Origin of the sequence: Pseudomonas sp. DCA-1 (assembly GCF_046523955.1) — a bacterium.
GTDB lineage: Bacteria > Pseudomonadota > Gammaproteobacteria > Pseudomonadales > Pseudomonadaceae > Aquipseudomonas > Aquipseudomonas putida_Y.
This window is the reverse complement of sequence record NZ_CP169881.1, coordinates 2,975,520-2,993,256: the sequence shown is the minus strand read 5'-3', so window position 1 is coordinate 2,993,256 and position 17,737 is coordinate 2,975,520. Positions and strand designations below refer to the sequence as shown.

The 17,737-nt window shown below is 54.3% G+C and carries 21 protein-coding genes and 8 pseudogenes; 28 read left to right on the top strand and 1 reads right to left on the bottom strand.

Annotated features, from left to right (window positions below; all coding sequences use genetic code 11):
* Nucleotides 1–45 precede the first annotated feature (45 nt).
* The 24 genes and pseudogenes from ACE4QZ_RS14105 to ACE4QZ_RS13990 form a co-directional block, all read left to right on the top strand.
* Nucleotides 46–323: pseudogene (locus tag ACE4QZ_RS14105) on the top strand (hypothetical protein); the annotation flags it as partial.
* Between the two features lie 34 nt (nt 324–357).
* Nucleotides 358–684 (top strand): annotated as a pseudogene (locus ACE4QZ_RS14100) (RHS repeat domain-containing protein); the annotation flags it as partial.
* Nucleotides 685–734: 50 nt separating this feature from the next.
* On the top strand, nt 735–1,085 hold the full coding sequence (locus tag ACE4QZ_RS14095; RefSeq protein WP_021785035.1) for a hypothetical protein: 351 nt from the start codon (nt 735–737) through the stop codon (nt 1,083–1,085).
* Nucleotides 1,086–1,225: 140 nt separating this feature from the next.
* Nucleotides 1,226–1,489, top strand: coding sequence for a hypothetical protein (locus ACE4QZ_RS14090; protein ID WP_021785036.1), 264 nt, complete (start codon nt 1,226–1,228; stop codon nt 1,487–1,489).
* A 3-nt stretch (nt 1,490–1,492) separates the two neighbouring features.
* A complete protein-coding gene (locus ACE4QZ_RS14085; RefSeq protein ID WP_053870394.1) occupies nt 1,493–1,930 on the top strand; it encodes an NTF2 fold immunity protein in 438 nt (145 codons plus the stop codon).
* Nucleotides 1,931–2,068, top strand: a pseudogene (locus tag ACE4QZ_RS14080) (RHS repeat-associated core domain-containing protein); the annotation flags it as partial. It abuts the gene before it with no gap.
* Nucleotides 2,069–2,247: 179 nt separating this feature from the next.
* The gene (locus ACE4QZ_RS14075) at nt 2,248–2,802 is read left to right on the top strand and encodes a hypothetical protein (protein ID WP_028696999.1); all 555 of its coding nucleotides are present in this window, start codon (nt 2,248–2,250) and stop codon (nt 2,800–2,802) included.
* 95 nt (nt 2,803–2,897) lie between these two features.
* On the top strand, nt 2,898–3,263 hold the full coding sequence (locus tag ACE4QZ_RS14070; RefSeq protein ID WP_143514759.1) for a hypothetical protein: 366 nt from the start codon (nt 2,898–2,900) through the stop codon (nt 3,261–3,263).
* On the top strand, nt 3,264–3,674 hold the full coding sequence (locus ACE4QZ_RS14065; protein WP_021785039.1) for an immunity 22 family protein: 411 nt from the start codon (nt 3,264–3,266) through the stop codon (nt 3,672–3,674).
* Between the two features lie 224 nt (nt 3,675–3,898).
* Nucleotides 3,899–4,483: pseudogene (locus ACE4QZ_RS14060) on the top strand (RHS domain-containing protein); the annotation flags it as partial.
* A gap of 400 nt (nt 4,484–4,883) precedes the next feature.
* Nucleotides 4,884–5,315 (top strand): NTF2 fold immunity protein, encoded by a 432-nt coding sequence (locus ACE4QZ_RS14055; RefSeq protein ID WP_223271128.1) that lies wholly within the window; start codon nt 4,884–4,886, stop codon nt 5,313–5,315.
* A 118-nt stretch (nt 5,316–5,433) separates the two neighbouring features.
* Nucleotides 5,434–5,613, top strand: a pseudogene (locus tag ACE4QZ_RS14050) (hypothetical protein); the annotation flags it as partial.
* Between the two features lie 37 nt (nt 5,614–5,650).
* Nucleotides 5,651–6,181 carry a DUF4303 domain-containing protein gene (locus tag ACE4QZ_RS14045; protein WP_021785042.1) on the top strand — a complete coding sequence of 177 codons (531 nt, stop codon included), beginning with the start codon at nt 5,651–5,653 and terminating at the stop codon, nt 6,179–6,181.
* Between the two features lie 115 nt (nt 6,182–6,296).
* Nucleotides 6,297–6,515 carry a hypothetical protein gene (locus ACE4QZ_RS14040; RefSeq protein WP_021785043.1) on the top strand — a complete coding sequence of 73 codons (219 nt, stop codon included), beginning with the start codon at nt 6,297–6,299 and terminating at the stop codon, nt 6,513–6,515.
* Nucleotides 6,455–6,931: pseudogene (locus tag ACE4QZ_RS14035) on the top strand (RHS repeat-associated core domain-containing protein); the annotation flags it as partial. The gene ACE4QZ_RS14040 and the pseudogene ACE4QZ_RS14035, both read left to right, overlap by 61 nt.
* A gap of 57 nt (nt 6,932–6,988) precedes the next feature.
* Nucleotides 6,989–7,411 (top strand): hypothetical protein, encoded by a 423-nt coding sequence (locus ACE4QZ_RS14030; RefSeq protein WP_274150043.1) that lies wholly within the window; start codon nt 6,989–6,991, stop codon nt 7,409–7,411.
* A 142-nt stretch (nt 7,412–7,553) separates the two neighbouring features.
* Nucleotides 7,554–7,631, top strand: a complete 78-nt coding sequence (locus ACE4QZ_RS14025; protein ID WP_410480458.1) for a hypothetical protein — start codon at nt 7,554–7,556, stop codon at nt 7,629–7,631.
* Nucleotides 7,618–7,719: a hypothetical protein gene (locus ACE4QZ_RS14020; protein ID WP_371321084.1), complete on the top strand. Its 102-nt coding sequence runs from the start codon at nt 7,618–7,620 to the stop codon at nt 7,717–7,719. Before ACE4QZ_RS14025 ends, ACE4QZ_RS14020 begins: the two co-directional genes overlap by 14 nt.
* A complete protein-coding gene (locus tag ACE4QZ_RS14015; protein ID WP_021785046.1) occupies nt 7,712–8,095 on the top strand; it encodes a hypothetical protein in 384 nt (127 codons plus the stop codon). The genes ACE4QZ_RS14020 and ACE4QZ_RS14015 overlap by 8 nt, the downstream gene beginning before the upstream one ends.
* A gap of 63 nt (nt 8,096–8,158) precedes the next feature.
* Nucleotides 8,159–8,374, top strand: a complete 216-nt coding sequence (locus ACE4QZ_RS14010) for a hypothetical protein (protein WP_143514760.1) — start codon at nt 8,159–8,161, stop codon at nt 8,372–8,374.
* 441 nt (nt 8,375–8,815) lie between these two features.
* The gene (locus ACE4QZ_RS14005) at nt 8,816–9,283 is read left to right on the top strand and encodes an Imm26 family immunity protein (RefSeq protein WP_028697001.1); all 468 of its coding nucleotides are present in this window, start codon (nt 8,816–8,818) and stop codon (nt 9,281–9,283) included.
* Between the two features lie 513 nt (nt 9,284–9,796).
* On the top strand, nt 9,797–10,402 hold the full coding sequence (locus tag ACE4QZ_RS14000; protein ID WP_021785049.1) for a hypothetical protein: 606 nt from the start codon (nt 9,797–9,799) through the stop codon (nt 10,400–10,402).
* Nucleotides 10,403–10,448: 46 nt separating this feature from the next.
* Nucleotides 10,449–10,645 (top strand): annotated as a pseudogene (locus ACE4QZ_RS13995) (hypothetical protein); the annotation flags it as partial.
* A pseudogene (locus tag ACE4QZ_RS13990) lies at nt 10,640–10,717 on the top strand (IclR family transcriptional regulator); the annotation flags it as partial. The pseudogenes ACE4QZ_RS13995 and ACE4QZ_RS13990, both read left to right, overlap by 6 nt.
* Nucleotides 10,718–10,963: 246 nt before the next feature.
* On the opposite strand, the gene ACE4QZ_RS13985 reads toward ACE4QZ_RS13990, so the two are convergent.
* Entirely contained in the window at nt 10,964–11,620 is a 657-nt protein-coding gene (locus tag ACE4QZ_RS13985; RefSeq protein WP_021785052.1) for an HAD family hydrolase, read from the bottom strand.
* Nucleotides 11,621–11,711: 91 nt separating this feature from the next.
* Between ACE4QZ_RS13985 and lexA the strand changes: the two genes are divergently transcribed.
* From lexA to ACE4QZ_RS13965, 4 genes are read left to right on the top strand one after another with little or no spacing between them, the layout of a single operon-like run.
* Nucleotides 11,712–12,329: a transcriptional repressor LexA gene (gene lexA, locus ACE4QZ_RS13980; protein WP_021785053.1), complete on the top strand. Its 618-nt coding sequence runs from the start codon at nt 11,712–11,714 to the stop codon at nt 12,327–12,329.
* The gene (gene imuA, locus ACE4QZ_RS13975; protein WP_021785054.1) at nt 12,329–12,949 is read left to right on the top strand and encodes a translesion DNA synthesis-associated protein ImuA; all 621 of its coding nucleotides are present in this window, start codon (nt 12,329–12,331) and stop codon (nt 12,947–12,949) included. Before lexA ends, imuA begins: the two co-directional genes overlap by 1 nt.
* Nucleotides 12,950–12,955: 6 nt before the next feature.
* Complete coding sequence (locus ACE4QZ_RS13970) at nt 12,956–14,374, top strand: Y-family DNA polymerase (protein WP_021785055.1); 1,419 nt, start codon at nt 12,956–12,958, stop codon at nt 14,372–14,374.
* Nucleotides 14,371–17,451, top strand: a complete 3,081-nt coding sequence (locus tag ACE4QZ_RS13965) for an error-prone DNA polymerase (RefSeq protein WP_021785056.1) — start codon at nt 14,371–14,373, stop codon at nt 17,449–17,451. The genes ACE4QZ_RS13970 and ACE4QZ_RS13965 overlap by 4 nt, the downstream gene beginning before the upstream one ends.
* The last annotated feature ends 286 nt before the right edge of the window (nt 17,452–17,737 follow it).

Below are 17,737 nucleotides of genomic sequence, written 5' to 3'. Positions count from 1 at the left end.
TTGGATTTGGGCTCGCCTGGCAGTAAACGACTCAACGGCTAAGCTGGCCTGCGGGTCACCATTATCGACGCGACCTACAAGTCCAAGTACCTGTGGTGGAACGCCCTGGCCCAGGTGGAGCGATACCGGACTGCTCGGGCAAGAGCACGTATTACCGCTATGACGAGCGCCAGCAACTGGTCGCGGTAACGGACGCGCTGAACCAGACCGCCACGCTGGAGCGCAAGCCCGACGGCGAGGTGCAGCGCATTAGTCACCCGGACGGTATCCCGGAAACCTTCACCTACAACGTCTACGGTCGGGTACTCAGCCACACCGACGGCGTATCGCTACGATCCTTGGGGCAACCTGATCGAGCCGCCACTGGCGCAGGTCGATCAGGCTGAAGGGCAGGAGCAAAAGTTTTATTACTTCCATACCGATCAGATCGGTACGCCGCTCGAGCTGACCAATAGCGAGGGCGAGATCGTTTGGCAGGCGACTTATCAGTCTTGGGGAACGATTGAGCAGCTGGCGGTCAATGAAGTCGAGCAGAATCTGAGGTTTTAGTGGCAATACTTTGACGACGAGACCGGGCTGCACTACAACACGGTTCGGTAATACGATCCTGAGGTGGGGCGGTTTTTATCACAGGACCCGATTAGATTATTTGGAGGAAATAATCTTTACCAGTACGCGCCTAATATCTCTTAATAAATCCATGTGCCCAGAAGTGCACTGATAAGGAGTAAGGTATGACGCCGGATAAAAAATTTGTGTTTGCTGTGTTTGATGAGTTGTTTGGGAGTAACTTCGAGAGGTATAAGACGTCTCTAAGTAAACCAGTGAATGATGATGTGGACCCTTATGCGAGGGCGAGAAATTCTTTGGCTGTTTTGAGTGATGCTCAGAGGGCCGATGTGTTTGATTTTTTTAAAATTATTATCGCAGATAGTGCTTCGGTGGTGTTGGGTGCTCTCGACGGGGTGCACTTTCCAAATGATTTAGAGGGGGAGTTTGTTGTTACCTGTGATGGGGAGGAGATCCAAGGTGATTTTATGGATATTTTTATTGAGAAGGCTCAAGAAGAAAATATTTACGGCTAAATTTTTGAGCGATTTCCTCTTTTTCTAGCCTGTGTGAGCACTTTGCGGTACGTCTCTGCTTAGGTCGAGCTTCCCGCGACTGTTCGGGTAAATCACGGTCTAACACAACTAGCGTCAGCATCTGGTGGCGGGACCGATGGGTGGATAACCTGCCCCGGCGTTTCAGCTACAACGAGGGCGGGCATCTGACCTGCGTTGATGAAATCGGTTATGGCGCAAATGGCGAGCAGCCGCTACGCGAGACGCTGTTCGAGCGCGATGCGGTTGGTCGACTGATTGCCGAGCTCAACCGCGGTTTGTTTAGAGATTTTGAAAAACAAATTGCAAAAGATGTGTTGGAAACTGGGCCAGCGGGACAAGGCCCACTAAGGCTCTCTATAATGTTTTTAAAAAGGGTGATCTAGTTGATGGAGAAATATTTAGCAACTAACTTGCGTGGTGGCTTTCGAGATGCGTTGTTAGGTTTTATGGCCGCCATGTGCGAGTGGGAGACGTTGGGCTACAAAAAAAGTTTGGAAGCTTTTTCGGACGATTCATTAGGAGAAGCCCTTGATCGAAGCATGAAAAGTGATCTTTTGAAAATTTTTAAAAAATATGTCGTAGACGAAGGTCGCAACTATGATCGCGTGGAAAATATAGTGTGTGGCAGATATCCTGAATATGATTTAGTTAATGATGAGGTTGAGGTGTGTGAGAGCAATGGAAGTACAGTGTCTGTTATTATCAGGAAGAAAACAGGGCTGTGTGCTTCCTTTAGGTTAACTTTTATCATGGACGGTGAGACATGCAAGGTCAGCAGGCGAGATCTGCAAAATGGGGAGAAGTGGCAGAGAACTTATGTTTAGTGGGGTGTGATAGCGTATCTGACTGTCGGCGAGGTGGAACAGAACCTTCGATTCCAGGGCCAGTACTTGGATAACGAAACGGAACTGCGCTATAACAAGTTTGGCTACTACGATCCGAAAGTCGGTAGATACATAAGTTGTCCAATCATGCAGCAATGCGGGCAGGGGAAGTGAATATTCATACACGAATACGGCAAAAAACGACTGGTCCAAAGCGGATTACCAAAAGGCTATCCACGGAGTCATGGTTGATGAGAGAAAGGGTCTGTGCGCAGGTTAAACGATGCTGAATAAAGGTTCTGTTAGAGGGTCAGATTGTGGCTAAAAACTTTATACTTTCCATTTCAGATGATTATCCTGAGAGTTATTGGCTGGAGATAAAGATGTTGTCAGGTGAAGAATCTGGGGTTTTTAAAGATGGCGTGGCTGTTAGCAAGGATATAAAAGTCTGCTTCGAGGGATCAAAAAGGGTCAGTGTCTCCAAACTACTGAGCTATGATTTTTTTTACAGTGATGGGCCCAATTTGATTTCGCCACGGCTCTACGAATTAATGAAGGCAGAAAATATTTCTGGTGTTCAGTTTGTGAATGCGAATCTACTGATAGGTGAGGTTTCCTATGCTGGTTACAAAGTGTTAAATGTGACTGATAAGTCTCCAGTTTTTAACTTGAAAGAGTCCGTTAGCGAACCCTTGTTTAGCTATCTTCCAGATGGTCCTAGATGGTTCAGCAAGATAGTTTTGGATGATGAGACAATACTTTCTAGTGATGTCGTTAGGGCTGAAGAGGAAAGCCCCGTAATTGTGGTGACTGCTCGCGTCAAGTCTATTTTTGAAAATGCCTCGGTTCGCGGAGTGCAGTTTAAGGATTAGATATCTTGTCTTCGAGTTTTTCGAGAACTACTTTCTGCACAAATTTTGTTGTAAGCGTTTGGTGGCATAATCTTTAACGGTGAAGGATGGTTTTGATGGCGGGGTTTAATAGCGCTTCAGTTCAAGATATTGTTGATAATAAAAGCTGTAGAAATTGCCCTTCGGAACCAGGAGGTAAACATGGAACGTTTCCTGTCTCTATAGCGTCGAAGGCAAAAGAATTTGGTTTTACCGCTAAAGAAATTAAGGGGGCGACGGCGCCGACTAGATATGTTACTTTTGTTGGTGTGACAGACAAACATGGTAGTCCTGTACCGGACGACCTGCACCATGATAGTAGAGCGGGAAGGCTGCTCCATAATAATTTAATTAAAGAATTGAATGGCGTGCAAAGCAAGGCCCAAGCGCTTAGCGTAATCGATCCAGATCACAGCAAGTCCATGAAGCCAGGAGCATGCTAAATGAATTCTTATGATATTGAGCGGTATGAAAAAATTCATGTTTGGGTGGGTGTAAATTTCTCTTCGGAGGATGACTACCTAAAGTATTTCGAGTTGGACTATTCTGTGGATTTGGATGATCCGGCATACAAGGTTTGTGGGTTTTGCAGAGATATTGGTGTGAGATGGTATGACGAGGATTTCATCGGGATCATCCCAAGGAAAGCGGAGGAGGTGAGTTTAGATGAAATCTTGATTGAATCTGCGGTTGACTCCAGTTGTATTGAGGATTTAAAGGCAGAGTGCTTGAGGCTTGGTGTTGCTAAGGCTAATGCAATTTTTTGGTACTCCGATGGCGGTACGAATATTTCCAAGCCCCTAAAGTCGAATTATAATGGTTTGAAGTATGTGGGATTATATGAAGGTGAATGATAAGCTCGACATAGGTGCCGAGGTGCCGAGGTGCCGAGGTGCCTGGGGTTGGCGTTCTGTGTCAGCATTTTTAGTGTTCGGATCTGATTTTGGATGTGCAGGTGTGTGTTATTGATTTAAAACCTCTGTTGCAGATATTAAGATGCTAAAGATGTAATCTTTAATAACTAATGGGTTAGTTGACTCTGCCGCGGTATAGGTAGAGGCAATGTTTTTCTTCTACTGCATATGACCGTGAGAATCGGCTGGTTAAAGCTGAAATGTATGTCAGTGGCAGACTGGAGGGCACCGGGCGGTACCGGTATGACAGCCTGGGACGGCGGGTGGCCAAGCGGGCTGAAATCAATGGTGAGGTTGAGCAGAAGCGCTTTCTCTGGCAAGGCATTGCGAATGCTGCACGCAGAGACGCCTGGGCAGAACACCTGTACCTGTACGAGCCGGGTAGCTATGGCCGTTGGCGCGGGTTGATCAGGCTGAAGGGTAAGAACAGAAGGTCTATTACTTCCATACGGATCAGATTGGTACGCCGTTGGAGTTGACGGACAGCAACGGCAAGATCGTTTGGCAGGCAACGTATCGGTCTTGGGGCGCGATAGAAACTTTGTCGATCAAACAGGTCAGACCAGAATCTGAGTTAACCAAGGCAGTACAATGAGGATGAATCCTGACTACATTATAATACCTTTCGGGACTATGACCCCGAGGTGGCGCTATTCATTACGCAAGATCCAATAGGCTTACTAGGTAGTTCAGACCTTTACAATAATGCGCCCAGTTCCTCGGGCTGGCTTGACCCATTAGGTTCGTGTGTCAGGACTAATGGTGTGACAGGGCCGGCAGGTCAACGCCTAAAAGCAACCGCAATCATCACTTTAAACGATGTGAATCAAGGTGGTGGAGCAACTAACGCCACGTCCAGAGCGTGGGCTCGAATGATGTGGAACTCTGATGATGATACAGTGCATTTAATTGGCAGGCTTTTAGATGGGGGAGTGGTAATGACGGCGTGCACCCTCTGTTAAAGGGGGCTAATCGTAGCCAATCTAAAGTATTTGAAGCGCAAATTGCTAATGTCATTAAGAAAAAATGGCGTTGTGGATGTAGAGCTAAACTTCGTGTATGGTAATGGTGGCAAGCGATCGACTTTCATAACCTATGACGCACATCGTCAAGGTGAGAATATCCTTGAAGGTGTTTTAGGGAATTAACATGACCAAGGAAAATGTAGTGATGACCCCTCCTGGTGAACTGATAGCTTTCATGAGGGAAATGAACTGCTGGGAGATTGAGTTTTTTGATCAGCGTAAAAAAAATCTGGCTCAGGGAGTAGAAGATCTTGAGCTAAAAGATAAATACGCAAGAAAGCTTGAAGAAATACTTGATAGATATTCAGTCAAGGATAAATTTAACTACGGGCGCCTCATGGATCTTGGGTGCACTAAGCCTGCCACTTATGATCCTGCGACTGATGAGTTAGAGCTTCTGGGTGGTGATGAAAAAATGCTGACAGTTCAAGTGCAGCAAACTAAAGGTGCTGAAACGTGCTCCAAGATGTATTTAGTGTCTAAAGGTGGCTACTGGAAAATAAAGAAAAAAGAAGTTTTAAGCTTTGATGATAGATGGCGTCGTTCTCCGCTGTAAGGATTCGTGCTTTTGGTTTGAAAGAAGTTTTAATTGGTTTGTTTGTTATGTGGTTTCGTTTATGTAATCGCCTGGGGAGAGCTATCATCTTCTTGCAAATTCTTATTTTGTATGTGATCTGACTAGCGTAACTAATGCGCGTAATCAGACCACCCACGCTGGAGCGCAAGCCCGACGGCGAAGTGCAGCGCATCAGCCACCCGGACGACACCACGGAAACCTCTACCTGCAGCGTCTACAGAGTCGCTACGAGTACGACAGGGCCATTCGCCTGACCGCGTTGTTCAACGAGAACAATTGGTTGTCGATGATGTCGAACTGAACAGGAGAGTGCAATGAATTGGCAGGCATTAGAGAGCACGGCTTTAACCTTGGTGACAAAAGCTCTGCAAGATTTGAGTGTGGAACATCCGGATGAGCAGTTCTACGCTTGCGCGCTTTATACGGATAGTAGCGCTATGACCATGGCGGTTGCGGTTAATTCCGTTGAGGCACTCGAGGAGAAACTTAAGGGGGAAGGTGAAGAAGAGCGTGAAGAGTTGATGCCCTACTATAAGTGGGCTTCTTCAGAATGGAAATACGAGGGGTGGAAGGGGGAGTATTTCAAAGATATTTGTAAGGACCTGAGAGAGGCAAGTGCCCGAAGCGATATCTTACGTTTTAAAGAAAGGCTGCTCTCGCTCATGGTTAATGTTTTAAGCTCTCTGCGTAGGGAAGGTTTCTTTTCATCCTTTAAGATTCAGGAGCCGATGCTATTTGTCACTGTTACGGATGATGATGGTGCAGAAGAGCTTGAAAATAAAACAGCTGAACTGCTCAACTATTCGGAAGAATATAACTATTTTATCAGAAGATTTGATGGGTGAGCGCTGTTGCTGGGGCGCTTAATGGCGGGCGGGCTACACAAAATCGCGAGCATAGTATCGGGCATCAACATTCGGCTTTGTATTTGGTGAGAGCGCTCACGGCCGGCTGAGCGCGGTGATCAACCGCAACGGCGACCCCGTGCGCAGCTTCAGCAACGCCGAGGGCCTGATGGCGACCCACAACGCCCTGGACCTGGGCTGGCATTATCGCTGGGAAACCCAAGGCGGAAATGCCGAGCGGCCGGAGCTCCACACGCTGTGCGAGCGTGGAACCTGCCGGATGGGCGCAAGGTCAATCAGCCGTACTATGGCAGCGGTCACTTGCACCAGCTGAACCTGGATGGGCAGGTGACCAGTGACATGGAGCGCGACGACCTGCACCGGGAGGTGTACCTGTCCGAGCCGGGTAGCTATGCGCCGTTGGCGCGGGTTGATCAGGTTGAAGGGGGAAGGGCAGAAGGTCTATTACTTCCATACGGACCAGGTTGGTACGCCGCTGGAACTGACGGACAGAGACGGCACAATCGTTAAGGGCAGTATTTTGATAGTGAAATCAATCTTAACTATAATACTCTTCTTTATTATGGTCCTGAAACTGAGATGTTCATTACTTAGGAACCAATTGGGCTTGAAGGCGGTAGTAATTTTTATAAATATGGGCCGGAACCCACTGGGTGTGTTGATCCGCTAGGGCTGGTAAGCTGCAGGAAAGCCTTGCTGCCGCGCGCCATGACAGATTTGAGGGTTTAAAATGCTGGATTTTCAAAACCTGATTGATGAAATTGGGCGTGCGAACTTTTTTCTAAGATGGGGGAGGTGGCTGATAAATTTGAAAATGTTATATATATAGAGAGCGTGTTTAAGGTCTTTGTTGAACCGGTAGAGGCTGAATTTCTTGGTGCTTATGAAGACCTTGAGTGGTTACCGACCACTCCCACTCAAGATGATCCGTTCAAGTTTTTTCCGAAGCCGCCTAAGGATTTGCTTGATCTTAGGCTTGGAGTAAGTAAAGCTGTACTGAAGTCGGTAAGGAATGTCCCCAAAGATAAGTTCTTGTCGGGTGCGCATGACTTTAGTGTGGCTGCTAGAAACGCGGCTTGTTTTGCGTTTCGCCAGTATGTCTCTGAGTGCTACTATGGGGAAGACAGTGTCTGGTTGAGGGTGGTTGAGTTATATTGTTCTGGCAGATGGCCCGTTGGATATTCAAAGGATAAATTGATTGTTATCTAGATTGGTTTTTGGAGCGGGCGTTTGTAATGGGGGCTTTAGGGTGCTGGTGTTGGGGTGGGGAACGTTTTCAATAGATACATCCAAGTGTCTATGTTGACCCGCTGGGCTTTCATTTGGATCCGGCAAGGGAACACATAATGCGATTGCAACTTTGTACGACAGCAGCGGCAATGTGAAAGGCGACTGGTGTTTGGCAACGTGGAAATATGACGCCAGATGAGGCAGCAGTAGGGGTTTCAAAGAACACCCTCGCTACTCATGCAGTATCTGGTTCTGGGGCGGTTAGGGATGTAGGGTTCTATGAATAATTTCGTCGCGTCAAGCATCGAGTGCTATGAAGAAAACGATGTTTTAGTGGTTGCCATTGGTGAGGGCGGTGTTGATCCTGTAAATTATCTGATAATGACTCGCTTAGATGATGAAGATAATTTGAGTGTTGATGATGGTATTGGGTTGCAAGTTTCGGGCGTAACCTATGAAATGGCGGGCGCTATAAAAAAATTAGTCTTGGAGGAAAGTGGTCTTAGGGTTGAGGTCAAGCCGCCGTTCATTGATAGCTTGGGTGGTTCAAGCATCCTTGTGAAATTTGATGAAGGAGTTTTAGAGCTGGCAGGGCGGATTTCTTCCTTGCGAGAAGCGTTGCAGGAACTTTTTAATGGTAGCGCAGTTAAGTTGGTTGTTTAGAATGGTTTGTCTTATGTGTTGAGCAACTAAATAGCGGTAAAATTTTGCTGTTAGGAGGTGGTCGTGATTCCTGATAAATTTAAGGATTTGCTTGGGATTTTAAAATCTAAGCTTGATATGGGGCTTTCTGAAAGTACAGGCATGCAGCGCATAACAAGCGAAGAAGTAAAATGGTCTAAGGGGCCAAGCCTTTCTATATTGCCTTATGGGTTGGAACTGGCTGGGGTGACTCCGTCTCCCATGCTAAGCGCTGAGCCAAAGAATAAAAAATTGCTTTAAGTTCTATTATTCTGAGCAGCATGGCCTTTATAAGTCTGATATATATGGTGTGAACTCTACAGCAATAGAGACTGAGATATATCAGGTGGAGGGGCAGTCGACCTATTCAGTCCGCTTTGACGATGAAGGAAAGGCTATTAGGGCGTCTGGGGTCATATTTGAGAATCGAGTCCCAGATATATCATGCCGCCTGGAGGACGATGGTGAATATTGGTGCTATGAATATAGGTGTGAAGCAGCACGGATAGTATCAATGCTTGCTTATGCAAGCAATAGTGCTCCTGGTACAGAAATATTCATTGAGCGAGATGGCGAAAGCGTGGTTGGCTTGTATTTTTACGACAAAAATTCAAAAGTGCACCTTTACAAAGTCTAGCTGTCGAATTTATGCGTGATTGTTTGTTGTGTCTCAGGTGTAGAAGTGCCATGAAGAGGTTGCGGATGACGTCGCTTAAGGTTTATGAGTGGGAAGAAAGAATAAAAACAAGTTATAAAAAAATAAAAAGCGGGGATATATTTTGCTTCGCATTAGGCTCCAAAAAATATGGGGTTGGTCGCATTATGACCCCAAATAGCCTTGGCCATGTAGTGGAGATTTTTGACAAGGTTCTTACTGTTCCTGTGGTTGATTCAGTTTCTTTCGAGCGCTTGGGTGACCCTGTCATATTAGATTCTTATTCGCTTTTTGATCGTAAGGCTGAGGGTGACTGGAGAATTGTTGCTTACGAATCGGATTATAGGCCGTCAAATCAAGAGTCGGTGAGGTATGTGTACGGCGTGGCTGATAATGTGAGGCTTGTTGATATTTTTGATAATGAGACCTCTTTGACGGGAAGTAAGCGTGACTACCCGTCCTATTCCCCTATGGGCGACAAAGACGTGAAAGAAATGTTTCGGTATTTTGGCTGAAAATTTAAGTTAATCTTTAATGGTGTGTTTTCTTCTGACTCTGCTGCCTTTAAGTGGGCCCAGCAAAAGCGTTTAATTAAGTCTGTTGAGGGCGCCGTTGTAGGCTTTGTACGAAAATAGATTCTCCAGAATTTCCCTAATGGTATTTTCGAATGAATAATACTAAGCAACAAGTGCCATCCCGGTTGTTCGCTTGAATTGAACAGCGGTAAACTCTCCAACTGCCTCGGCGTTAACGTCGCTGCTGGTAGTCTATGCTTACGATTCGATCCATCGTCGTCACCAGTACGACCCGACGGATAATCGCAACCTCAACTACTTGTAATACGGCTGCGGGCATCTGCACCAGTTGAACCTGGGTGAACATCGTCCTACCCAATCATGCAAGCATTCACACCAATGCTTATAAGTAGATCGTCTGGACGATATAAATAAGAGTGGTGACTTCTTGAGCGTGTTGGATATGATCGATTCTGAAATTGCCCATGGAATATATTCTGGATTGGACAAAGCATGAATAACTTGAAAGATCTTGAAGGAAAATATTTAGAGATTGAATCTCGAGCAGAGGAGGTCCTGTCTTCTTGTTTGTCTGAGGCTTTATCCAGAGCGAGAAAAATAGTGATAAGCAAGGGGGCGTTATATAACGTCAGCCCATATGAGATCGAGCGGGCGGGCTTTAAGAAAGGGAAAGTTTTAAAAAAAATTCCAGTTCATATTAAAAATACTCATCTGTATCATTTGGATGAGTATGACAAGGTGATCTTTGTTGAGATTTATGGGCAGTCTGAAAATATCATCAATAAGGAGTTCTATCGCTATAGTGGCGGATGTATTGAGCGGATCTGTTTTGCCAGTAGCGGAAAGCTCAGGAATGTTTCGACTTCATTGCTTGAAGAGGGCGCGGTGGTGAAAAGCATGAATTGGGGCCAGTACGGATGTAGTGAGTCAAATTATGTCTACGTTGATTCTCGCCTAGAAAAAATACATGTTCGGCAAAAAGAGCATGTTGAATCTGTATTTAGTGACTTCGACGTGAATTTCAAATATGAGTCCGGCGAGTTGGTGAGTATAATAAATGTCTTTCCTAATGGTTATGAAGAACAGCGATTTCCTTGATATAAATGCAAGGCCCAGACCTCACAGTTGCAGTGTACTTCGCGTGAGCAGCCGCCAGAACGCCAAGGGCCAGCGGCTTCGCTACGAGTACGACAAGGCCTTGCGCCTGGCCGCACTGGTCAACGAGAACAACGCCACGTACAGCCTTGCCTACGACGCTTCGACCAGCTGAGCGAAGAAGTGCCGGTGGATAACCTGACCCGGCGTTTCAGTTTCAACGTCGGTGGACATCTCGCGCGGCTGTGTGCGCGACGCCTGTTCGGTGACCGCCAGTTGCGTTTCAAGCGACGCCTGGTGGAAAGCGCAGCGCCTTTGGATCAGGCGCCGGTGGAGGGGGTGTCGAGCTTGCACCTGAGCAGCTTGGCGACCACTGTGAGTGAAGTGCAGCGGGCCTTGGCACCATGAGTGCTTCTGCACGGGCCTTTTAACAGCACGAGGCTGCTCCAGACATGGCCACTCTTGGCGCTCGGCAGGGGGGCGAGAGGTACGACCTGGAGTTCGTGTTTGTGTCGAGACCGGGCGCCGCCCCTGCGGCACTCAGTCTCAAACACATCCCACATCTCAAGCCATACGCTCGATCAGCGCCCACAACGCCGCATCATTGAAATCATCGACAACCAGCCTGGCTCCCGCTGCCAGCAACCGCTCCGGCGTCTGCGTCGTGGCCACGCCCACGGTAAAGATCCCCGCGCTACTGGCCGCGGCCGTCCCCGGCAATGAGTCCTCGAAGGCCAGCGCTTGCCCGGCCTCGGCACCCAGCCGCTGCAGGCCGGTGAGGTAGGGCAGCGGGTCAGGTTTGGGCCGTGCCAGCTCTTCGGCCACCAGCACATGTTCAAAGTGCTGGCCAAGGCCCATGGCGTTCAGCATGTGCTCGGCGTTCAGCCGCGGTGCGTTGGTCACCACACACATGCCGATGTCATGGGCCTGGGCATGCTCCAGCAGGCGCAACAGGCCCGGCATCGGTTCAAGCGACGGCGACATTGCGCGGAACAGCGCTTCCTTGCGGTCGGCCAACGCCTGGCACTGTTCGACACTGGCGCCGCTGAACAGCTCGGCGAACAGCTCGCCGTTGGCGCGGCCGCTGACCTGGGCATCGAACTGCGCCTGGCTCAGCTCGCGGCCATCGTGTTCACGCAGCAGTTGGCGAAAGGCCTGCAGGTGCAGGGTGTCAGTGTCGGTGAGGGTACCGTCAAGGTCGAACAGCAGGGCGGTCAGCATGGGATATCCAGATGAAAAAACACAAGCCAAGGGATCATAACCAAAGCTGACGACGAAGGGGGCTGTTCAGCGTGCTCCGAAAAGAGTACAAATGTGCTCCATGGACACTCTTACCCCCAAACGCCGCGCCATTTTCGAATTCATCCGTGAGCGCATTGCCGAGCATGGTCAGCCGCCGAGCCTGGCGGATATCGCCACGCGCTTCGGTTTTGCCTCGCGCAGCGTTGCACGCAAGCACATCACCGCCCTGTGCCAGGCCGGTTACATCGATGTCACGCCAAACCAGGCCCGGGGCATACGCCTGGCCGAACCACTGCGTCGACCAGAAATCCTCGAAGTACCCGTGCTGGGCCAGGTGGCGGCAGGTGCCCCCATCGGCCCGGACCTGGACATCCACGAGCAGTTGCTGCTCGACCCCAGCCTGTTCCGCCGTACCCCCGACTACCTGCTGAAGGTGCGGGGCGACTCGATGATCGGCGACGGCATCTTTGACGGTGACCTGGTCGGCATCCTGCAACAGGCCGACGCCCGCGACGGGCAAATCGTGGTTGCGCGCCTGGACGGCGAAGTGACCATCAAGCGCCTGCAACGCCAAGGCGGCACTTACCGGCTGTTGCCACGCAACCCAGCCTATGCGCCGATCGATGTGCAGCCCGAACAGGACTTTTTCATCGAAGGCGTGTTTTGCGGCTTGCTGAGGCGTGACTGATGGGCGCCGTGGTCGACCTCGACAGGCTGCTGGAACAGCGCCGGGTATGGCGCGGCCGGCAGGCCCAGGCGCGACCGCTCGGGCTGCAGCCCACCGGCCATGCGGCACTCGACGAACGTTTGCCGGAAGGTGGCTGGCCAGCGGCAGCACTGAGCGAGCTGTTGCTGGCCAACCCCGGCTGTGGCGAATTGCAGTTGCTGTGGCCAACCCTCGCCCGGCTGAGCGCAGAAGCCAGCAGAGTGGTGCTGGTGGCTCCACCTTTCATCCCCTATGCACCGGCCTGGCAGGCAGCGGGGGTGGACCTGCGCTGGCTGGTACAGGTGGATGCCGAGCCTGCCGATGCCCTGTGGGCTGCAGAGCAGTGCCTGCGCTCGGGCAGTTGCGCGGCGGTGCTGTGCTGGCCGGAGCGTGCCGATGACCGCGCCCTGCGGCGCTTGCAGGTAGCGGCCGAAACCGGGCAGGCACTGGCGTTCGCCTGCAGGCCGCAGCAGGCGTCGCACAACCCTTCACCCGCAGCGCTGCGCATTGCAGTCGACACACGCCCGGCGCAATGGCGCGTGCTGAAAAGCCGGGGTGGCATGCCTCCAGCGCTGCCTATTCCCTGCCCGGGGCGGGGCTGATGCACCATGCTCTGGGCCTGCATCCTGCTCCCGCAGCTTGCGCTGGACACCGTCCTGCGTGAGCGTGACGACCCTGACACGCCTTTGGTGCTGATTGGCGGGCCGACCCAGCGTCGCCTGTTGCAGGCAGTCAATCCGGCGGCCGCTGCACTGGGCCTGCGGGCCGGGCAAACCCTGACCGCAGCGCGTGCCTTGGCTGATGGCTTCACCTGTGTCGAAGCCGACCCCAAACGCATCGATCAGGTGCAGCAGCTGTTGGCGGCCTGGGCCTACCGCTTCAGCGCCCAGGTCAGCCTGCATTACCCACGGGCGCTGCTGCTGGAAGTGGGTTCCAGCCTGCAACTATTCGGGCCCTGGCCCTTGTTCGAGGCGCGTCTGCGTCAGGAGCTGGCAGAACTGGGCCTGCGTCAACGCATTGTCCTGGCCAGCAACCCGGTGGCTGCTCGCATGCTCGCCAATGGCCACGATGGCCTGGCCGTGGGCGATGTCGACGCCACCCGAGCGGCGCTGCTTGGCATGCCCATCACGCGCGTCGGCCTGCCGGCAGAGGCGGCCGAAGCGTTTGCCCGCATGGGCTTGCACCAGCTGGGCCAGGTTTTGGCCTTGCCGCGCGATACCTTGGCCAGGCGCTTTGCGGCCCAGGTGCAGCTGCACCTCGATCAGTTGCTCGGCCTGCGCAACCTGGGGCTGGATTTCTACCAGCCACCGGACCGTTTCGAAACCCGGCTGGAACTCAACTTCGACGTCGAGTCGCACCAGGCGCTGTTGTTCCCGCTGCGGCGCATGCTCAACGACCTTGCTGCCTTTCTGGCCGGGCGAGACTGTGGCGTGCAGCGCTTCTGCCTGCATCTGGAGCACGCCGAGGGGCCGGATACCCTGCTCAAGGTGGGCCTGCTGGCGGCGGAACGCGATGCTGCGATGCTGTTCGAGCTGGCCCGCGCGCGCCTTGAGCCGCTGCGCATACCCGCACCGGTGCGCAACCTGCGGCTGGTTGCCGAAGACTTGCCACCCTTCGTGCCACAGCATCAGGCGTTGTTCGACCCGCGGGCGCAACAGGCGCAACCCTGGGCGCAGTTGCGTGAGCGGCTGCGCGCCCGCCTGGGGGATGAGGCCGTCAAGGGGCTTGGCGCAGCAGCCGATCACCGCCCCGAATGCGCCTGGCACTTGGTAGAGCAGGGTGCCCAAGGCAACATGCCGGTTGCACCGGGCAGCCGCCCGGGCTGGCTGTTGTCGGCACCGATCGCGCTGGATGACGCCGCCTACCAGGTGCAGGGCTACGCCGAACGTATCGAATCAGGTTGGTGGGATGGCGGCGATGTGCGGCGCGACTACTACCGCATCGAAACCCGTGACGGCTTGCGCGGCTGGGCCTACCGCGACCTGAGCCAGGCTGGCCCGCTTTGGCTGCAGGGTTGGTTCGCATGAACACCCCGGGTTATGCCGAACTGCATTGCCTTTCCAACTTCAGCTTCCAGCGCGGTGCATCGAGCGCCGACGAGCTGTTCCGGCGTGCGCGCGAGCAGGGCTACCAGGCGTTGGCGATCACTGACGAATGCACGCTGGCCGGTATCGTGCGCGCCTGGCAGGCAGCCAAGGTGCACCAGTTGCGGCTGATCGTTGGCAGCGAGGTGCAACTGTGCGACGGGCCCAAGCTGGTGCTGCTGGTCGAGAACCTGACCGGCTACCAGAACCTGTGCGCCCTGATCACCCGTGCCCGCCGGCGGGCAGAGAAGGGTGCGTACCAGCTGTTTCGTGAGGACCTGTTGCTGCACCACCAAGGCCTGCTGGCCCTGTGGGTGGCCGCTGACAGTGGCGATACCGCTACCGGCGCGTGGCTGCGCAGTGTGTTCGCTGAGCGCCTGTGGCTGGCCGTGCACCTGCACCGGGGCAGTGACGATGCCATGCGCCTGCAACGGTTGCAGGCGCTGGCGGCTGATGTAGGCATTCGCACCGTGGCCTGTGGCGACGTGCACATGCACGTGCGTGGCCGCCGTGCCTTGCAGGACTGCATGACCGCCATCCGCCAGCATTGCCAGGTGAGCGAGGCCGGGCGCTTTCTGTTTGCCAATGGTGAACGGCACCTGCGCAGCCAGGCGCAACTGGCCGAGCTGTATCCGCTCGACCTGCTGGCCGAGACCCTGGTCATTGCCCGGCGCTGCCAGTTTGACCTGAGCGAACTGAGCTACCAGTACCCACGCGAACTGGTGCCCGAGGGGCATACCCCGGCAAGCTGGCTGCGCGAATTGTGCGAGCAAGGCATGCCGCTGCGCTGGCCAGGCGGGCCAAGTGGCAAAGTGCGGGATGTGCTTGCCAAGGAACTGGGGCTGATCGAAGAGCTGGGCTACGAAAGTTACTTCCTGACAGTGCACGACATTGTCGCCTTCGCCCGCAGCCAGCGCATCCTATGCCAGGGCCGGGGGTCGGCAGCCAACTCGGTGGTGTGCTTCGTGCTGGGCATCACCGAGCTTGACCCCATGAAACACCACCTGCTGTTCGAGCGCTTCCTGTCGCGCGAGCGCAACGAGCCGCCGGACATCGACGTGGACTTCGAACACGACCGGCGCGAGGAGGTGATCCAGTATGTGTTCCGTCGCTATGGCCGGCACCGGGCGGCGCTCACTGCGGTAGTCAACACCTACCATGCCGCCGGTGCGGTGCGGGATGTGGCGCGGGTGCTGGGGCTACCCGCCGACCAGGTGGATGCCCTGGCCAAATGTTGTGGCCGCTGGAGCGATCGCATACCCGATGACCAGCGCCTGGCCGAAGCCGGTTTCGAAGCGGGCAGCCCTTCGTTGCGGCGGGTGCTGGTGCTGGCCGGCGAACTGATCGGCTTCCCTCGGCACCTGTCACAGCACCCGGGCGGTTTTGTCATCTCCCAGCAACCGCTCGACCAGCTGGTGCCGGTGGAGAATGCCGCGATGCCGGAGCGCACGGTGATCCAGTGGGACAAGGATGACCTGGACATGGTCGGCCTGCTCAAGGTCGACGTACTGGCGTTGGGCATGCTCAGCGCCTTGCGCCGCTGCTTCGACCTGCTGCAACACCACCGTGGCCGGCACCTGACCCTGGCGACCATCCCCAGCGAAGACCCGGCCACCTACGCCATGATCAGCCGTGCCGAGACCATGGGCGTGTTCCAGATCGAGTCACGCGCGCAAATGGCCATGTTGCCGCGGCTGCAGCCCCAAAAGTTCTACGACCTGGTCATCGAGGTCGCCATCGTCCGCCCCGGGCCGATTCAGGGTGACATGGTGCACCCGTACCTGCGCCGGCGCTTGAAGCAGGAGCCGGTGACGTATCCGTCGCCGCAACTGAAGGAAGTGTTCGAACGTACCTTGGGCGTGCCGCTGTTCCAGGAGCAGGTGATGGAACTGGCGATGGTCGCGGCCGACTATACCCCGGGCGAGGCTGACCAGTTGCGCCGCAGCATGGCAGCCTGGAAGCGCCACGGCGGGCTGGAACCGCACCGCGAACGGCTGGTGCAGGGCATGTTGCGCAATGGTTACACGCTGGCGTTTGCCGAGCGCATCTTCGAGCAGATCAAGGGGTTTGGCAGCTATGGCTTCCCTGAGTCGCATGCGGCCAGCTTTGCCTTGCTGTGCTATGCCAGCAGTTGGTTGAAGTGCCATGAGCCGGCGATTTTCACCTGTGCGTTGGTCAACAGTTGGCCGATGGGCTTCTACAGCCCTGATCAGCTGCTGCAAGAGGCTCGCCGCCAAGGTATCGAGGTTCGGCCGGTTGATGTCTGCCACAGCGACTGGGACTGCACCCTGGAGCCTGATGCTGAAGGCACCCTGGCCATTCGCATGGGGCTGCGGCTGGTGCGTGGCCTGGCCGAAGCCGATGCCAGGCGCGTGCAGCAGGCGAGGGCGCAGCGGCCGTGGCGCAACGTCGAAGACCTATGCCTGCGCGCCGGCCTGGACGCTCGGGCCCGTGCCCGCCTGGCTGATGGCGGGGCGCTGCGCGCTTTGGCCAGCGATCGGCATCAGGCGCGCTGGCAGGTGGCGGCGGTGCAGCCGCAGCTGCCGTTGTTCGCCGATGTGCAGGCCTTGCCTGAAGAACCGGTGCAATTGCCCGTGCCAACCGTGGGCGAGGACCTGATGGCCGATTATCAAACCCTCGGCACTACGCTTGGCCCACATCCACTGGTCCTGTTGCGCGCTCGTCTGAGGGCCCTGGGGTGTCGCAGCTCCAGTGAATTACAGGGTGTGGAGCATGGCGACAACATTGCCGTGGCCGGGCTGGTGGTGGGCCGGCAACGGCCTCAAACCGCCAGCGGTGTGACCTTCGTTACCCTGGAGGACGAGCATGGCATGGTCAACGTGGTGGTGTGGCGTGCGCTGGCCGAACGGCAGCGGCGGGCGCTGGTGGGTTCGCAGTTGCTCAAGGTCAGTGGGCGGCTGGAGCAGGAGAATGGGGTGCGGCACCTGATTGCTCGGCGGTTGGAGGATGTGAGTCCGCTGCTGCAAGGGCTGGATGTGCGCAGCCGGGATTTCCACTGAAACCCCAACGTTCGGTACTTGCACAGTTCCCTGTGGTAGCGGGCGAGCCCGAGCAGCAGCCACCGCGTTGCAGGGCACCGGCCTTGCCGGTGTTCGCGGGCATGCCCGCTCCCACAAAGGTCGCGTCTTGGGCCAGATTGCGCTTGGCGAACGGCAGCGGCGGGCGGTGGTGACGCAGTTGCTCAAGGCTTGCTCAACGCTCGGTACTTGCGCGGTCTCCTGTGGGAGCGGGCGAGCCCGCGAAGCAGCCACCGCGTTGCATGGCACCGGCCTTGCCGGTGTTCGC

Bases quoted from the DNA above. Each gene is read 5' to 3' on its own strand.
- ACE4QZ_RS14095 (WP_021785035.1), top strand. From the start codon at position 735: ATGACGCCGGATAAAAAATTTGTGTTTGCTGTGTTTGATGAGTTGTTT.
- ACE4QZ_RS14085 (WP_053870394.1), top strand. From the start codon at position 1,493: ATGGAGAAATATTTAGCAACTAACTTGCGTGGTGGCTTTCGAGATGCG.
- ACE4QZ_RS14070 (WP_143514759.1), top strand. From the start codon at position 2,898: ATGGCGGGGTTTAATAGCGCTTCAGTTCAAGATATTGTTGATAATAAA.
- ACE4QZ_RS14065 (WP_021785039.1), top strand. From the start codon at position 3,264: ATGAATTCTTATGATATTGAGCGGTATGAAAAAATTCATGTTTGGGTG.
- ACE4QZ_RS14055 (WP_223271128.1), top strand. From the start codon at position 4,884: ATGACCAAGGAAAATGTAGTGATGACCCCTCCTGGTGAACTGATAGCT.
- ACE4QZ_RS14045 (WP_021785042.1), top strand. From the start codon at position 5,651: ATGAATTGGCAGGCATTAGAGAGCACGGCTTTAACCTTGGTGACAAAA.
- ACE4QZ_RS14030 (WP_274150043.1), top strand. From the start codon at position 6,989: ATGGGGGAGGTGGCTGATAAATTTGAAAATGTTATATATATAGAGAGC.
- ACE4QZ_RS14020 (WP_371321084.1), top strand. From the start codon at position 7,618: ATGACGCCAGATGAGGCAGCAGTAGGGGTTTCAAAGAACACCCTCGCT.
- ACE4QZ_RS14015 (WP_021785046.1), top strand. From the start codon at position 7,712: ATGAATAATTTCGTCGCGTCAAGCATCGAGTGCTATGAAGAAAACGAT.
- ACE4QZ_RS14005 (WP_028697001.1), top strand. From the start codon at position 8,816: ATGACGTCGCTTAAGGTTTATGAGTGGGAAGAAAGAATAAAAACAAGT.
- ACE4QZ_RS14000 (WP_021785049.1), top strand. From the start codon at position 9,797: ATGAATAACTTGAAAGATCTTGAAGGAAAATATTTAGAGATTGAATCT.
- ACE4QZ_RS13985 (WP_021785052.1), bottom strand. From the start codon at position 11,620: ATGCTGACCGCCCTGCTGTTCGACCTTGACGGTACCCTCACCGACACT.
- lexA (WP_021785053.1), top strand. From the start codon at position 11,712: ATGTGCTCCATGGACACTCTTACCCCCAAACGCCGCGCCATTTTCGAA.
- imuA (WP_021785054.1), top strand. From the start codon at position 12,329: ATGGGCGCCGTGGTCGACCTCGACAGGCTGCTGGAACAGCGCCGGGTA.
- ACE4QZ_RS13970 (WP_021785055.1), top strand. From the start codon at position 12,956: ATGCTCTGGGCCTGCATCCTGCTCCCGCAGCTTGCGCTGGACACCGTC.
- ACE4QZ_RS13965 (WP_021785056.1), top strand. From the start codon at position 14,371: ATGAACACCCCGGGTTATGCCGAACTGCATTGCCTTTCCAACTTCAGC.